The following is a 14,851-nucleotide window of genomic DNA, read 5'->3' as shown; positions in this document are numbered from 1 at the left end:
GGGCACGCACCGTCCGCGGCCTCCGCGCATCTCTTCGGGTGTGGGGAGAGCGCGCCCGTCTCCCCGTCCGGCAGACGACATCCCGTCCCTTCCCCGGGCCTGAAATTCCAGGCATGGTGAGCGCAGTCGCCTTACCTTCGAGTCGAAGCGGTTGGGGTGTAGCGGTCCCAGGTGCAGGCGAAAAACTCACCGGAGTTGCGTCACGTCGTTGATGGGCGTAGGAACGCAAAATCTCCGGGGGGTTGGTCAGGGGTGATCATGGTCGGCCTCGTCATCGCATCGCATGGACGTCTGGCGGATGAGCTGGTCTCAACCGCGGAGCAGATCGTGGGCAAGCTGCCCGCGGTGGCGACTTGCAGCATCGAGCCGGGGGGCCCTGTCGAGGACCTCCGCGCCAAGATGAAGCAGGCCGTCAAGGCCGTGGACGAAGGGGACGGCGTCATCATCATGGCCGACCTGTTCGGAGGTACCCCCTGTAAGGAATCGCTGATGATGTGTCAGCGGATGAATCTGGAAGTCCTGGCCGGCGTCAATCTGCCAATGCTGCTGAAGGCCAACTCGCTCCGTTCGGAGCAGATGGCCCTTTCGGAGATGGCCAACCAGCTGGCGTCGTACGGCCAGCGCAACATCACCTGTGCATCCGCCCTGCTTCGCGAGGCCCAGCAGCCGCGAACTTGACGGACCCGCGCGGGTCGGCGATTCGAGACTGCCGTGATCACCCTGGTCCGCGTCGACAACCGCCTCATCCACGGCCAGGTCGTTGAGGCCTGGCTTCCCCACCTCAAGGTGTCCCGCGTGGTGGTGGCGGATGATGAGGCGGCCTCCAGTCCCCTCATTCGCGCCGCGATGGCGCTCGCCGTGCAAAGCGCCATCGAGGTGCAGATCCTCCCCCTGGCCCAGGTGGACTTCGCCGCCCTGTCGAAGGACGGCGTCCGCACCCTGGTGCTCCTGAGGGACGTCACCTCCGTGCCGTTCGCCTTCCAGCATGGGCTGGTGATGGACCAGCTCAACCTGGGCAACGTGCACTTCGGCACCGGCCGCCGTCAGGTGTCGCCGTCCGTCTTCCTGGCGGAAGGCGAGCTGCAGGCCCTCCAGCAGCTCTCCGAACAGGGCGTGCGCGTGGAGGCGCGCGCGGTGCCCGCGGAGAAGTCGGTGGACCTGCCCGACCTGACCGAGCGCTGGTCGAAGGCCGGGTGAGCCGGTGAACGTCGGCTGGACCCAGGTGGCGCTCGCGTGTCTCTGGGGCGGACTGGTGGCCGTGGAGCGCAAGGCGTTCCTGCAGGCCATGCTGTCCCGGCCCCTGGTGGCCGCCACGTTCATGGGCGCGCTGCTGGGCGACGTGGGCAGCGGCCTGTCCGTGGGCATGCTCCTGGAGCTGTTCTACCTGGGCACCGCCAACCTGGGCGCCTCGCTGCCGGAGAACGACACCCTGGCGGCCACCGGCACCGCCGCCGCCGCCGCCACGCTGACGGCCGCCACCGGCGCGGGCTCCACGCCGGCCATCTGGTCGCTGGCGGTGCTGCTCTTCATCGGGCTGGGGCGGGTGGGGCGCCGGTTGGACCGGCTGCTGGAGGGCTACTCGGCGCGGCTCGCGCGCGTGGCCCTGTCGTCCGCGGAGGCCGGCAACCTCACGCGCGCCATGCGCCAGAACCTGTGGGGCATGTGGCCGCACTTCGCGGGCTACGGCGCCATCACCGGCGCGTGCGCCCTGGCGGGCTTCTTCCTGGAGCCCGTGCTGGCGGTGCTGCCGCAGGGGCTGGTGCGGGGGCTCGCGTGGGCGTACCCGGCCATGGCCTGCGTGGCGGCCGCCATCGCGGCGCAGAGCAGCCACGCGAAGCGCGCGCCGCTGTTCGCCGGGCTGGCGGCGGCCGGTGTCACGGTGGCGGTGGTCCTCTCCCAGCTCCAGGAGCGGCCATGAGCACCCCGGTGCCCGTCGCGCCCTCGGCCAGCGCGCCCTCGCACCCGCCCGCGCGGCTGGGTCGCGGCACGGTGCTGCGCGTCTTCCTGCGCTCGCTCTTCCTCCAGGCGTCGTGGAACCCCAAGGGGATGCAGAACCTGGGGCTGGCCTACGCGGTGTACCCGGCGCTGGAGCGGCTGTACCCGCCGGGGCCCCTGCGCGAGGCGGCGGTGCGCCGGCACCTGGTCTTCTTCAATACGCACCCATACGTGGCGGCGGCCATCGTGGGCGGCGTCGTCAACCACGAGCAGAAGATTGCCCGGGGCGAGGAGACGCCGGACCGGGTGGTGAGCTTCAAGGCGGCGCTGATGGGGCCGCTGGCGGCGCTGGGGGACGGGTTCTTCTGGCTGTCGCTCAAGCCCGCGGTGGGGGGCCTGTGCGCGGCGATGGTGCCGCTGCTGGGCGTGTGGGCGGTGGCGCTCTTCCTGGTGCTCTACAACCTGGTGCACCTGCTCTTGCGCATCCGGCTGTACTGGCTGGGGCTGAGCCTGGGGGACCGGTTGGTGGAGGCGGTGGCGCGGGTGAATCTTCCCGCCAAGGGCGCGCGCCTGAGGGGCGTTGCGGCCGCCAGCGCGGGCGGGCTGGCGGCGTGGCTGGCGGTGAGCTTCGGGGCGACGGCGGGCGGCACCTGGGCGGTGTTCCTGTCAGTGGGTTGCCTGGCGGTGGGGGTGCTGGCCTACGTGGCCGTCAGCCGCCGGGTCCCCACGTACTTGGTCCTCTATGCCGCGGCGGGATTGGCCTGCGCGGCGGGGGCCTTTCTTTGAGTGGACGAACCACAGCAGCAGCAGGAGTCGCGATGCCGAGCGAGGCCCAGGGAACATTCGAGATCGTCAACGCGCTGGGGCTGCATGCCCGGGCCGCGGCGCAGATGGTCAAGGTGGCCAACCGCTTCAAGAGTGAGGTCTCCATCGCGTCGGAAGGCAACCGCGCGAACGCCAAGTCCATCATGGGCGTGCTGATGCTCGCGGCGGGGCAGGGCGTGAAGGTGACCATCACCTGCAAGGGCGAGGACGCGGAGGCCTGCCTGTCCGAATTGAAGAAGCTCATCGCGGACCGCTTTGGCGAAGCGCAGTGAGCGTGGAAGATAGACCCCCTCCCAGGGCAGGGAACGAACCGTGAGCAGCCAGGCCACCCCTACACTCAGGTTGACGGGCATCGGCGCCTCCCCGGGCGTGGCGGTGGGCCACGCCTTCATCCTGGACCGCAAGCGCATCCGCACGCCCAAGCTGCGCCTGGCCGACGCCGAGGTGGAGCCGGAGCGGATGCGGATGAAGACGGCCATCGACCTATCCGACCGCCAGCTCGCGGAGCTGAAGGATCAGATCACGCGCACGGAGGGCAGCGACCACGCCCTCATCCTGGAAGCGCACCGGCTGATGCTCCACGACCCCATGCTCGTGGATGAGGTCAACCGCCTCATCGTGGAGGACCGCATCAACGCGGAGTGGGCGGTGCGCCGCACGGCCCGGAAGATAAAACACCTGTTCGACAACATCCCGGACGAGTACTTCCGCGAGCGCCGCTCGGACGTGGACTACGTGGCCGACCGCATCATCCGCAACCTGATGGGCCAGGTGGTGGATGAAGAGGTGGAGGTCCCCGCGGAGGCCATCGTGGTGGCGCACGACCTGCCGCCCGCGGACGCGGCGATGATGGCGCGCAGCGGCCGCGTCGCGGGCTTCGTCACCGACCTGGGCGGCCAGACGAGCCACACGGCCATCGTGGCCCGCGCCCGGGAGACGCCCGCGGTGGTGGGCGCGGGGCGCGCGAGCGAGCAGATTTCTCCGGGCGACCTCATCGCGATGGACGGCACGCGCGGCGTGGTGCTGGTGAACCCGTCGGAGGACCAGCTGGCGCTCTTCCGCGAGGAGCAGCGCCGCTACCAGGAGAGCGAGCAGCTGGCGCTCAGCACCAAGGACCAGCCGGCGGTGAGCACGGACGGCTTCCGCATCCGGCTCAACGGGAACATGGAGTTCCTGGAGGAGATCCCCTCGCTCCTGGCGCACGGCGCGGAGGGCATCGGCCTGTACCGCACGGAGTTCATGTTCCTGGACCGCAAGACGGCGCCCACGGAGGAGGAGCACTACCGCGCCTACAAGCAGGTGCTGGAGGCGATGGGCGGCCGGCCCGTCACCATCCGCACGCTGGACCTGGGCGGCGACAAGGTGCCAGGCAAGACGAAGCACGAGAAGGAGCCCAACCCGGCCATGGGCCTGAGGGCCATCCGCTACTGCCTGTCCAACCGGGAGCTGTTCCGGGTGCAGCTGAGGGCGCTGCTGCGCGCGAGCGTGCACGGCAACATGCGGCTGATGTTCCCCCTCATCTGCGGGGTGAGCGAGCTGCGCGAGGCCCGCAGCGAGCTGGAGGCGTGCCGCACGGCGCTGGGGCGTGCCGGGGTGCCGGTGGGCAAGCGCTTCCCCGTGGGCATCATGGTGGAGACGCCGAGCGCGGCGACCATCGCGGACCGGCTGGCGCAGGAAGCGGACTTCTTCTCCATCGGGACGAACGACCTCATCCAGTACTCGCTCGCCATCGACCGCCAGAACCGCGAGGTGGCGTACCTGTACCGGCCGCTGCACCTGTCGGTGCTGCGCATGCTCCGGGGCATCGTGGACGCGGCGAAGGGCGCCAACATCCCGGTGTCCATGTGCGGCGAAATGGCCGGCGACCCGCTCTTCACGCTGGTGCTGCTGGCGCTGGGCTTCGACGAGCTGTCGATGACGTCCGGGCAGATTCCGGTGGTGAAGCGGCTGATGCGCCGGGTGAGCCGCCACGAGGCGCTGGAGATGCTCCAGGCCGCCATGGAGCTGACCACGGCGGAGGAGATTGAGCGCTACGTGCGCACGGAGATGGACCGGCGCTTCGGCGGCCCGGAGGGCTCGCTGCTGACCTCGCTGCGCGACGTGGAACCGGAGTCCCTGTAGGCCCTGTTCCCCCCTGTTTCAGCAGCGCGTGGGGGGTCGCGGTTTCCAGGGGGAATGCACACTTTGACCGGACACGGAGGCAGGAGGCAGCAGCGTGTTCAAGTCAACGGACATTCAGCGGGGCATGACGGTGCGGGACCGGGACGGAGAGGCCCTGGGCGGCATCGTCGCGGTGGATCCGCGAGGCTTCACCATCGGGAAGGGGCGGGCCTTCGAAACGGAATACCCGGTGCGCTTCTCGGACGTGGCGGAGCTGGACGGGGACGACGTCTACCTGCGCCGGGACCTGGCGCACCTTCCGGGCGCCGTGCTGGCCGAGCGTGGGGCGGATGACGCCCCGGCGCCGCACCGCCCGGTGGCCTACACCCACGACCTGACGGGCGCGCTGGTGCCCATGGAGTAGCGGGCACTGGCCTTTCTTTGGACCGGGCCGTGAGGAAGCGAGCGCTTCCTCGCGGCTCATTCGCGTTTGAGGATGACCCCGTCGTCGCTGACGGCGTAGCTCGCACCGGCGTCCATGACCTCGGACCTGAGGCCGCAACGCTCGTCTTCCAGGGGCGTGAAGTGGATGAAGGTCATCTTGTCGCCAGGCTGGACCCAGGCGTCGTAGGTCGTGAGCTGGAACAGGCACCGCGTCATCGGGTCCGCGTCGCCAGGGGCGCCCCGTCCCGGAGGCATGAAGTCGTCCAGCGCGATCTGGAGGGCCTTCAGTTGGGGGCCCTGCAAGGTGGTGGATGCCGCCTTGCTCCACTCTGGAAACTGGATGCCCTGAGCGACTTCTGGAGGCGCCACCGGGGCCGGACGGTGCAGGTGCAGGCAGCCTGTCGTCGTGAACAGCAGCACCACTGCCAGTCCCATGTGCTTCATGTGTCGTCGCTCCTGGGGGCTTCGTCCTTGGACTGTACGGTCACTCACCACGCAGGTCGTCCGTGATTCGCTTCACGGGGACGAATTGACCACCTTCAAGGATGAAGACAGTGCGGCCCTGGAAGTCATAGAGGCGGATCTCACACACGGGATTGAACATCATCCGGAAGTAGTAGCGCTGCGTGCGCAACTGGAGATCCTCAGGAGAGAACCCGGTGATGGCGGGATGGCTGTGGTAGTCCGCGTAGATATTGATCGTTTGCGCGTCAGGGTCGGAGACGAACTCTGGCGGCTTGCAGGACTTCCTTCTGCCGGCCATGGGCAGCGGATGGCTGAGCGTCGAGGGATGGCTGGCATAGAACGCCGACTCGAAGTTTCGCTGGTAGATGACCCCGCAGTACTCCTGTCCCTCACGTGTGTTGCCCGCCGTGGCTCCCGGCATTTGCTTCACCACGGTGCAGAGTTCGGGAGCCAGGGTCATCAGGCTGTCGAAGGGGCCCACCATGGGACCGGCAACGACGAGGCGGCGCTGGGCGTTTAGCCAGAATCGGGCCGGACTTCCCACTGCACACCCCGTCAGCAGAAGCACGATGACAGGGGCGAAGGCCCAGGCTCGCAAAGTGACACTGCGTCGCGGATGAGCGCGTCCGGGCTTCGTCGTCATCCGAAGACGCTAGCCACGGAGTCTGACGCCCAGGACGGCGCTTCACTACGGACGGGGCTCCTCGCCATTGGCGGGGGCCCCGTCTTCTTCTTGCTTCCGGTGGCCGTGGCGTCCGGGCTGCGGCGTCAGGGCCCGGGCCACGGGGCGCAGCACCACCAGGGACAGCAGCGCCAGCCCCACCGTGACGCCCGCCGCCAGGTACATCCCCAGCCCGCAGGCCAGGCCCACCGCCGCGGTGACCCAGAGGTTGGCCGCGGTGGTGAGCCCCTTCACCGCGCCGCCTTCGCGCAGGATGACGCCCGCGCCCAGGAAGCCGATGCCCACGACAATCTGACTGGCGATGCGGCTGATGTCCGTCTCGGAGCCATCCGGGGACTTCCCTGGCTGGATCACCCACTCCGTGTACACGCTGGAGAGCGTGAAGCAGCACGACCCCAGCGCCACCAGCGTGTGCGTGCGCAGCCCGGCGGCCTGGTTGCGCGCCTCGCGCTCCATGCCCAGGACGCCCCCCAGGAGCGTGGCCAGCACCAAACGACCGATGAGTACGAGGGAGTCCACCTGGGACGCGAGCCTACTCGCCCAGATCGATCTTCTCGTCCTTGTCCGCTTCGTTCAGTTCGGGATTGGGCAGCGTGTCCAGCGTCGCCACCAGCAGCTTGTACGAGGGCACGACGAAGGGCGCCACGTCCGGCCCCAGCTCCTTCTCGTACTGCTCCGCGCGCGCGGTGTACTTCTCGTCCTTCGAATCCCAGCTCCCCGCCGACTCCGCCGCCCACACCTCCTCGCCGTCGCGGCAGCGGATGAGCTGCGCCTTCAGCGCCACCTCCGCCCCGTCCCCTACCTGCTTCACCTGCGGATCCAACCAGAGCACGCCCTCAATCCCCTCCACGCACTGGTCCTTGAAGGCCAGGTCCGTGGGCCGCTCCGGCAGGGACGTGTTCTCCTTCACCAGGAAGTCCCGGTTCTGGTTCAGCCACTGCCGCGCGATGAGGCTCCACAGGTCGCCCACGTACTGCTTGCCCGGGGGGAAGGGCTGCGTCACCACCGCCAGCCGCTTCACCTGCAGCCGGTCCACCGTCGCGTAGTCCGCGCGCAGCCGCTGGCTCTTCACCGCGCTCGCACAGCCCGCCAGCATCATCAGGCCCAGCACCGGCCCCAGTCGCTTGAACGTCCCCATGGCTTGAAGCTCCTCAAGAAGAAGCCCCGCGCTTCCCCTTGGCAGAGGAAGGCGGGGCCGAAGTCCGCGGGGGATATTAAGCGCTTCTTCCGCGCTGTCAGGCCGCGCGTGTGGAGGACGCGTCGCCGCCCGCCGAACCGTTCGACGGTGAGCTGCCCGCGTCACGCTGCCGCTTGTCGTGCATGAGCTGCATCACCGCCGCCAGCACCGTGAAGGACACCAGCAGCGTGGTGATGAGGCCGATGCAGGCGATGATGCCCATGGAGCGCACGCCGTTGTGGCCGGCCACCAGCAGCGCCGCGAAGCCCGCGACCGCCGTGAGGGTGGAGGACGCGACCGCCGCGCCCACGCTGCGCAGCGCCACCAGCGGGGACGTCCCCTCCAGGAAGCGGTGCAGCAGGTACAGGCCGTGGCTCACGCCGAAGCCCAGCAGGATGGGCAGGATGATGACGTTCATGAAGTTCAGGCGGATGTCGAACAGCGCCATGAAGCCCAGCATCATCGCCAGGCCCACCGTCAGCGGAATCACGGACGCCAGCGCCAGCTTCGCGTTGCGGAAGTCCGCGAAGTGCATCGCGAGGATCCACAGCGCGGTGAGGATGATGGTGAGCTTCGCGTCCTTGAGCACCATGCGCGCCAGCGACGCGTACAGCTGCGTGGCGCCCGCGGCGCGGAACTCCTTCTCCACCGGCGTGCCCTGGGGCCCGTCCGTGAACTTGCCCGGCGTCACCATGCCCTTGATGGAGCGCGTCTGGTCCGCGAACTGGAGCATCTGCTTGCCGTCCCACAGGTCCACGCTCGGGTAGATGAACGTGAGGTAGCCGTGGTTCTCCGGGCGGGTGCTGGGCAGGTGGCGGAACTGCGTGGCGTAGATCTCCGGCACCTGGTGCACGTCGAAGGGACGCGCCTCCAGCATCTTCAGGAACAGCTGCGCCTTCTCCTGCGTCTCCGGCGGCAGCGACGACACCTCGATGTCCTTCAGCTCCGCCTGCCACTCCTCCAGGATCTTCGTGTTCGCCTGCGCGATGCCCTCCGGCGGTACGAAGGTGAAGAGGCTCATCACCTGGGAGATGGTGGGGCGCTTCTTCGGGTCGGCCGTCAGCTCCTTGTAGAGGGCCTCCGTCTCCGCCAGGTCCTTGGTGTAGATGGCGAGCGGGTCGCTGGCGATCTTGAAGCGGTCGTTGATTTCGTCCTGCAGCACCACCGACGGCTGGTTGGCCGGCATCAGCGCGCGGGTGTTGTAGTTGAAGCGCACGCCGTACGGCAGGCGCGTGAAGAAGTCCGCGCCCGCGGGGGGCTCGCCGTCCTTCCACGGGATGGCCGCGCCGCACACCACCGCCACCACCACGCAGCCCACCGCCAGCACCAGGCCCGGACGCGGGATGCGCAGCTCCTTGCCGGAGGCGTTGTTCACCGACGGCGGCTTCATCACGCCAATCAGCTTCTGCGGCAGCTCCGGGTTCCTGCGGCCCGCCAGCGCCAGCAGCGCCGGGCACCAGGAGAACAGCGTCACCCCGAGCAGCAGCGTGCCCGTGCCGGCCAGGAAGCCGAACTGGGAGAAGCCCTGGAAGTCGCTCACCATCAGCACGAAGAAGGAGCCCGCCACCACCACCGCGGACACCAGCGCCGGACGGCCCGCGTTGATGACCGCGTCGCGGATGGCCACGTCGTAGCGCTTGCCCGCGCCCAGCTCCAGGCGCGTGCGGAAGATGAAGTGGATGCCGTAGTCGATGCCGAACCCCATCAGGATGCCGCCCAGGATGGAGGTGATCATGTTGAGGTTGCCCACCGCCACGTAGGTGAAGCCCAGCGTGTACAGCGTGCCCGCCACCGTGCCGCTCACCACGATGAGCGTGGGCGCCCACTTGCGGAAGAACGCGATGGTGATGCCGAAGATGGCGACCAGCGCCAGGATGGTCACCGGCTGGAGCGACTCCTCGATGGCGTACGAGTCGTCCACCGCCGTCTTGTAGGAGCCCGTGAAGCCGTAGGCGACCGTCTTCTTGTCGCCCATCTTGTAGTAGTCCTCCACCAGCTGCACGCCCGCGGCGTTGGACTTGGAGTAGTCCGCCAGGTCCTTGCGCAGCTTCTCCACGTACTCCTTCGTCTGGCCAATCTGGTTCGTGTCCCACATCGGCTTGATGAGGAGCAGCAGCAGCTTGCGGTCCTGGGAGATGTAGTAGTCGTCCGCGATGCTCTTGTTGCCAACGCTGGCGTACTTGTCGACCAGGTCCTGCAGGTCCAGCTTCACCGGCTCCGTCTTCTTGATCTCGATGTAGAACGGGTTGCTGCGGCGGATCTGATCCTTGAGGAACGCCATGATGCGGCGCTTGCCCTCGGCCAGGTCCTCCGTCTTCACGAACAGCACCATGTTCTGCTGCACGAACTCGACGGGGATCTTGTACGTGAGCGAGCGAGCGTTCTCCTTGTCCTTGCCCACCATCACGGCCAGGTCGTCCGCGACGCGCTTGAGCGTGGCCTCGTCATCGCCGCGCAGCGCGACCATGAAGAAGCCGCTGCCGCCCACCATGTCGATGACGCGCTTGACGTCCTTCACCTCCTGGAGGTCCTGGGAGATGAGGTCCAGCTGGTTCGAGTTGATGGTGAGCTTCGACGTGCCCCACACGGCCAGGCCGAGCAGCAACAGCAGCACGGCCATCACGGTGCCGGGACGACGGACCATCAGCTCGGCGTAGGCGACCGCGAAGCGAGGCGGGGGATGCGAGGAGGGATTGCCGCTCATGGGCGCGGGACCCTATCGACAAAACATCCCGCCCGGAAGCAATGCCGGGCATGCCTGTCCGCCCTGCCTCCGCGCGAGTCAGGGCCTCTTGAAGCCTGGGAATAACCGCCCCTGGCGGGCCTGATGCACCGGGTCAGTGCCCCGGGGGGCCGGCCAGGGGGATGGCCAGGACGTCCGGGTTGGCGGGGGCCTCTCGGGGGGGAACCAGGAAGGGGCCGGGCTGGCGCAGGAAGCGCAGGGCCATGGCGCCCACGAAGCGCACGCCCTCGCGCAGGGGGACGTCCCGGGCGCGCAGGGCCAGCCCCAGGGCCAGCGTGAAGGACACGCCGAAGTTGAGGATGCCGATGACGACCACCCCCAGCAGGGCGGCCAGGAAGCCGGGCTCCATCACCGCCGAGGGGCCCAGCGAGCAGCCGGCGAAGGCCAGCGAGCCGAACGACAGCGTGACGTGCCGGATGTCCAGCGGCAGCCCGAAGAAGTTGCCGATGCCGGGCGCCACCACCAGCAGCACGCCCAGGGTGACGCTGCCGCCCACGCCCGCCGCGTGGTGCATCAGCGCGTCCGCCACGCGGCGCGCGTTGCGCTCGCCCAGCACGGCGCGCAGGGCGCGGTGGTGGGCCAGCGCCTCCGGCAGGCGCCGGTAGACGACGAAGTTCTCGAACCAGCCCGCGGCCACGCTGGACATCCAGAGCAGCACGCCGGTGAAGGCGGCCCACAGGAGCGTGGCGCTGTGCCAGGGGTGCAGCGACGCCACCACCTGCTCGGCCTGCGCCACCGACAGGAGCGCGTGGCCCCGGAGCCACTGGAAGCCCAGCGCCAGCGCCACCGCCGCGGGCAGCACGCAGCCCAGGTTGCCCAGGGCCGCCGCCAACTGCGAGCGGGTGATGCGCGGCACCAGCGCGGCCAGCCGCTCCATGCGCCCGTCGGTGGTGGCTTCGTCCTCGACGGTCTCCTCGCCGATGGCCGCCGCCAGGGTGGAGGCCGTCATGGACGGCTGCCGGGTGGCCAGCGTGAAGCCCATCAACTGCATCACCACGAAGCTGCCGGCGTAGTTGAGCGCGGCGAAGAAGCCCGCGAAGAAGGGCGCCAGCGACAGCCCGGCCAGGAAGAACTTCAGCGCGGCGGTGAACGCGGTGAGCAGCCCGCCCCCCGCCGCGGAGTGCACCATGCGGTGGAACTCGTCCGGCGTCGCGGTGATGTAGTGCTCGCCGGTGTTGCCGGTGCGCTCGATGCTCTTGCGCGCCAGCAGCCGCGCGTTGCGCCGGACCAGCGCGAGCACGGAGCGGTCCGCGTGCGCGTACCGCAAGAGGTCCGACAAGAGCGCCAGCGCCTCCTTCCAGCGCGCCTCACCCCGGGCCGCGCCCAGCACGCGCGCGATGGCCCCCATCCGGTCCAGGCCGCGGCGGATGCGCTCCAGCCGGTACACCAGGTCCACGCTGACGCCCGAGTGCTCCAGGTGCCGCGTGACGGACGCCACCACCCGCCGGCAGTCCGCCTTCACCTGCTCCAGGTCGCGCAGCGCGTCCGGGGCCCCGTCGCGCGCCAGCACCACGTCGCACACCATCCGCAGTCGCAGGAAGGGCGAGGCGCGGAAGGCGATGTCCGGGCTGCGGTCGCGCACGTCCTCCGCCAGCCCCAGGTTCGTCACCTGCACGCCCAAGAGCAGCAGCGCGTCCATCAGGTCGCCGCGCACGCGCGCCGTGGGGGACGGATCCGGCGGCGGCGGGTCACCCACCGACATCGTCAGCCGCGCCAGCAGGGCAGGGGACAGCGCGGACAGCCACTGCGCGTCCTCCGGCACCGGGAACAGGCGCAGCAGCAGCTCTGACAGCTTGCCGGGCTCCGGCGGCGCGGGCAGCACGCCGCGCACGAAGCGGTCCGTCAGTTCGGAGAAGAAGCCGTTGCCACCGCTCAGCCCCACCTGGGCGAAGAGCTTCAGGCCCCGGCTGCCCGCGCACACCCCCGACACCAGCTTCGTGACGGACGCGCGCAGCGGCGCCTCCCCCTCCAGCACGCGCACCAGCAGCAGGAGCCGCGAGTTCGCCGGGGACAGCGTGGTGTCCTCGTCGTCCAGCAGGCCCTGGGCGGGGATGCGCTCGCGCATCCAGTGGATCCACCGCTCCACCCACGCAAGCCGCGCCTCCAGGCCGTCCTCGGGGACCTCCACGAGCAGCCGGAACAGGTCGCGCACGGCGGGGTGGCCCGGGGCCCGGGGCGCGTACTGGACGCAGAACGCATCCACCTCACGGGCGGACGGCAGGCTGCGGACCAGGGGTTGCGGGGCGGGGGAAGAGACGGTCATTCGCCAGACGCTGGGGGGGACGCGGAGCCTACCCGGCCCGTGCCTCCCCCGGAACCCGGGGGGAGGCAGGAGGCCTGGTTGCCTGGCTGCTCAACGCGGCCCGTGACTGGATTACTTCAGCTTCACCGCAGCGAGCTCGTTGTTCTTCGCGCGCATGGCGCCGAGCAGGCCGTCCCAGCCGCCTTCCTTGAAGAGGGGGCCCACCTGGTCGTCACGGATGCCGGTGAGCATGGAGTCACCCAGCACGGACACGTCCACGACCTTCCACGCGGCGCCCACCTTCTCCACGGAGTACTTCAGCTTCATCTCCTGCTTCTTCAGCGGGTGGTTGATGAAGATGGTGGAGCCCACCAGCGCCTTGTCGCCCGTCACCTGCGGCTCGTCGTAGGTGATGGAGTCCAGGTTCTTGAAGTTCTCGCGCACCTTGGGGAAGGCGAGCTTCGCGAAGAGGCTGTGGAAGAGCTGCAGGAATTCCTTCCTCTGGGCGTCGGTGCCCTTGGTCCAGTTGTCGCCCAGGAGGAAGGCGCCCTGCTGGTCGCCGCCCAGGTTCTCCAGGGCCTTGAGGTCCTTCTCGTAGCGCACGGACTGCACCACGGTCTTCACCGGCTTGGTGATGGCGTCATTCGCCTTGTTGGGCGCGGCGAACGCGGGCACGGCGAGGGTGACGGCGACCAGCACGGAGAGGGAGCGGAAGTGGGCGTTCAGGTTCATATGGGTGGTGACCTCCTGAAGAACGGCGCGAGTCCTGTAGCCCAGGGAAACGCGCCGCGACGGACTAAATTCAACCGGCTGGCGGCCTCACCTGCCACGTTGGGGCCGGCTGCCCGGGTGGGCTCCCAGACGAATAAATGTCCCTGCCGTCAGGTTTGACTCTGTTGGGACTGGACGTTTACTGTCCGCCGCCTGCGCTGCATCACTGGAATAGCGCGAAGCCCGAGAAGACATGCCTACCGACTTCCTGTTCACGTCTGAATCCGTCACCGAAGGCCACCCGGACAAGATCGCCGACCAGATCTCCGACGGTGTGCTCGATGCCATCATCGCCAAGGATCCGCAGGCGCGCGTCGCCGTGGAGACGCTCGTGAAGACGGGCCTCGCCATCGTCGCGGGCGAGGTGACGACGAACTGTTACGTGGACATCCCGAAGATCGTCCGGTCGACCATCACGCGCATCGGCTACACCGATAGCTCCATGGGCTACGACGGCAACACCTGCGGCGTCATGGTGGCCATCGAAGGCCAGAGCCAGGACATCGCGCGCGGCGTGGACAACAAGAAGGACCAGGGCGCCGGCGACCAGGGCATGATGTTCGGCTTCGCGTGCGACGAGACGCCGGAGCTGATGCCCGCGCCCATCCACTACGCGCACCAGCTCACCCGCCGGCTGGCGGAGGTGCGCCGCAAGAACCACACGTGGATCCGCCCGGACGGCAAGAGCCAGGTCACGGTGGAGTACAAGGACGGCCGCCCGGTCCGCATCGACGCGGTGGTGGTGTCCACGCAGCACGCGGACGACGTCTCCAACAAGAAGATCCAGGAGGCCATCCGCGAGGACGTCATCCTCAAGGTCCTGCCGAAGAAGCTCATCGACAACAAGACCAAGTTCTTCATCAACCCCACGGGCCGCTTCGTCATCGGCGGCCCCATGGGCGACTCGGGCGTCACCGGCCGGAAGATCATCGTCGACACCTACGGCGGCATGGGCCGTCACGGTGGCGGCGCGTTCAGCGGCAAGGACCCGTCCAAGGTGGACCGCTCGGCCGCGTACATGGGCCGCTACATCGCCAAGAACGTCGTCGCCGCGGGGCTGGCCAGCCGCTGCGAGGTGCAGGTGTCCTACGCCATCGGCGTGGCGGAGCCCGTCAGCGTGATGGTGGAGACCTTCGGCACGGCCACCGTGCCCGAGGAGCAGATCGCCCGCGCCGTGCGCCAGACCTTCGGGCTGCGTCCGCGTGAAATCACGGAGCACCTGGACCTGCTGCGGCCCATCTACCAGAAGACCGCCGCGTACGGTCACTTCGGCCGCTCCGACAAGGACTTCACCTGGGAGCGCACCGACAAGAAGGACGCGCTGCGCGAGGCCGCTGCCTCCGCCGCCCCCAAGACGCGCACGCCCCGCCTCAAGGCCGTCTGACGTCTGGCGGAGTCCGCCTGAACCCACGCGCCCGCTCCCTCAAGGGGGGCGGGCGCGTCTTCATTTTCAGGGTGGAGCGGCGC

Annotated in this window: 15 protein-coding genes; 8 read left to right on the top strand and 7 right to left on the bottom strand. The window is 69.1% G+C overall.

Translation table 11 applies throughout. The annotated features are described in order from the left end of the window. Window positions 1–258 precede the first annotated feature (258 nt). From OV207_RS10195 to OV207_RS10165, 7 genes are all read left to right on the top strand, one after another. On the top strand, window positions 259–678 hold the full coding sequence (locus OV207_RS10195) for a PTS sugar transporter subunit IIA (protein WP_193427919.1): 420 nt from the start codon (window positions 259–261) through the stop codon (window positions 676–678). A 33-nt stretch (window positions 679–711) separates the two neighbouring features. Continuing rightward, complete coding sequence (locus OV207_RS10190) at window positions 712–1,197, top strand: PTS sugar transporter subunit IIB (RefSeq protein WP_193427918.1); 486 nt, start codon at window positions 712–714, stop codon at window positions 1,195–1,197. 4 nt (window positions 1,198–1,201) lie between these two features. After that, on the top strand, window positions 1,202–1,918 hold the full coding sequence (locus tag OV207_RS10185) for a PTS sugar transporter subunit IIC (protein WP_267554600.1): 717 nt from the start codon (window positions 1,202–1,204) through the stop codon (window positions 1,916–1,918). Then, window positions 1,915–2,721 (top strand): PTS system mannose/fructose/sorbose family transporter subunit IID, encoded by an 807-nt coding sequence (locus OV207_RS10180; protein WP_267554598.1) that lies wholly within the window; start codon window positions 1,915–1,917, stop codon window positions 2,719–2,721. The genes OV207_RS10185 and OV207_RS10180 overlap by 4 nt, the downstream gene beginning before the upstream one ends. Window positions 2,722–2,753: 32 nt before the next feature. After that, entirely contained in the window at window positions 2,754–3,032 is a 279-nt protein-coding gene (locus OV207_RS10175; protein ID WP_193427915.1) for an HPr family phosphocarrier protein, read from the top strand. 40 nt (window positions 3,033–3,072) lie between these two features. Next, window positions 3,073–4,881, top strand: a complete 1,809-nt coding sequence (gene ptsP / locus OV207_RS10170) for a phosphoenolpyruvate--protein phosphotransferase (RefSeq protein WP_193427914.1) — start codon at window positions 3,073–3,075, stop codon at window positions 4,879–4,881. A gap of 94 nt (window positions 4,882–4,975) precedes the next feature. Next, window positions 4,976–5,284, top strand: coding sequence for a hypothetical protein (locus tag OV207_RS10165; protein ID WP_193350330.1), 309 nt, complete (start codon window positions 4,976–4,978; stop codon window positions 5,282–5,284). Window positions 5,285–5,340: 56 nt separating this feature from the next. On the opposite strand, the gene OV207_RS10160 is transcribed toward OV207_RS10165, so the two are convergent. From OV207_RS10160 to OV207_RS10130, 7 genes are all read right to left on the bottom strand, one after another. Next, window positions 5,341–5,748 (bottom strand): hypothetical protein, encoded by a 408-nt coding sequence (locus OV207_RS10160; RefSeq protein ID WP_267554594.1) that lies wholly within the window; start codon window positions 5,746–5,748, stop codon window positions 5,341–5,343. A 40-nt stretch (window positions 5,749–5,788) separates the two neighbouring features. After that, entirely contained in the window at window positions 5,789–6,412 is a 624-nt protein-coding gene (locus OV207_RS10155; RefSeq protein WP_267554592.1) for a hypothetical protein, read from the bottom strand. 45 nt (window positions 6,413–6,457) lie between these two features. Further along, the gene (locus OV207_RS10150; protein WP_267554590.1) at window positions 6,458–6,970 is read right to left on the bottom strand and encodes an MgtC/SapB family protein; all 513 of its coding nucleotides are present in this window, start codon (window positions 6,968–6,970) and stop codon (window positions 6,458–6,460) included. Between the two features lie 13 nt (window positions 6,971–6,983). After that, window positions 6,984–7,589: an MXAN_6521/LA_1396 family lipoprotein gene (locus tag OV207_RS10145; protein ID WP_193350326.1), complete on the bottom strand. Its 606-nt coding sequence runs from the start codon at window positions 7,587–7,589 to the stop codon at window positions 6,984–6,986. 97 nt (window positions 7,590–7,686) lie between these two features. Further along, window positions 7,687–10,332: an efflux RND transporter permease subunit gene (locus OV207_RS10140; RefSeq protein ID WP_267554587.1), complete on the bottom strand. Its 2,646-nt coding sequence runs from the start codon at window positions 10,330–10,332 to the stop codon at window positions 7,687–7,689. Between the two features lie 133 nt (window positions 10,333–10,465). Continuing rightward, entirely contained in the window at window positions 10,466–12,634 is a 2,169-nt protein-coding gene (locus OV207_RS10135; protein WP_267554585.1) for a site-specific recombinase, read from the bottom strand. A gap of 111 nt (window positions 12,635–12,745) precedes the next feature. Continuing rightward, window positions 12,746–13,339 carry an ABC transporter substrate-binding protein gene (locus tag OV207_RS10130; protein WP_267554855.1) on the bottom strand — a complete coding sequence of 198 codons (594 nt, stop codon included), beginning with the start codon at window positions 13,337–13,339 and terminating at the stop codon, window positions 12,746–12,748. 238 nt (window positions 13,340–13,577) lie between these two features. On the opposite strand from OV207_RS10130, the gene metK reads away from it, so the two are divergent. After that, a complete protein-coding gene (gene metK, locus OV207_RS10125; protein ID WP_193350320.1) occupies window positions 13,578–14,768 on the top strand; it encodes a methionine adenosyltransferase in 1,191 nt (396 codons plus the stop codon). The last annotated feature ends 83 nt before the right edge of the window (window positions 14,769–14,851 follow it).

The sequence above is a fragment of the Corallococcus sp. BB11-1 genome (assembly GCF_026626625.1).
Lineage (GTDB): Bacteria > Myxococcota > Myxococcia > Myxococcales > Myxococcaceae > Corallococcus > Corallococcus soli.
Note: the sequence above shows the minus strand (reverse complement) of the source record. Positions and strands in the feature narration are given on the sequence as shown.

Bases quoted from the DNA above. Each gene is read 5' to 3' on its own strand.
- OV207_RS10195 (WP_193427919.1), top strand. From the start codon at position 259: ATGGTCGGCCTCGTCATCGCATCGCATGGACGTCTGGCGGATGAGCTG.
- OV207_RS10180 (WP_267554598.1), top strand. From the start codon at position 1,915: ATGAGCACCCCGGTGCCCGTCGCGCCCTCGGCCAGCGCGCCCTCGCAC.
- OV207_RS10175 (WP_193427915.1), top strand. From the start codon at position 2,754: ATGCCGAGCGAGGCCCAGGGAACATTCGAGATCGTCAACGCGCTGGGG.
- OV207_RS10160 (WP_267554594.1), bottom strand. From the start codon at position 5,748: ATGAAGCACATGGGACTGGCAGTGGTGCTGCTGTTCACGACGACAGGC.
- OV207_RS10155 (WP_267554592.1), bottom strand. From the start codon at position 6,412: ATGACGACGAAGCCCGGACGCGCTCATCCGCGACGCAGTGTCACTTTG.
- OV207_RS10145 (WP_193350326.1), bottom strand. From the start codon at position 7,589: ATGGGGACGTTCAAGCGACTGGGGCCGGTGCTGGGCCTGATGATGCTG.
- OV207_RS10140 (WP_267554587.1), bottom strand. From the start codon at position 10,332: ATGAGCGGCAATCCCTCCTCGCATCCCCCGCCTCGCTTCGCGGTCGCC.
- OV207_RS10135 (WP_267554585.1), bottom strand. From the start codon at position 12,634: ATGACCGTCTCTTCCCCCGCCCCGCAACCCCTGGTCCGCAGCCTGCCG.
- metK (WP_193350320.1), top strand. From the start codon at position 13,578: ATGCCTACCGACTTCCTGTTCACGTCTGAATCCGTCACCGAAGGCCAC.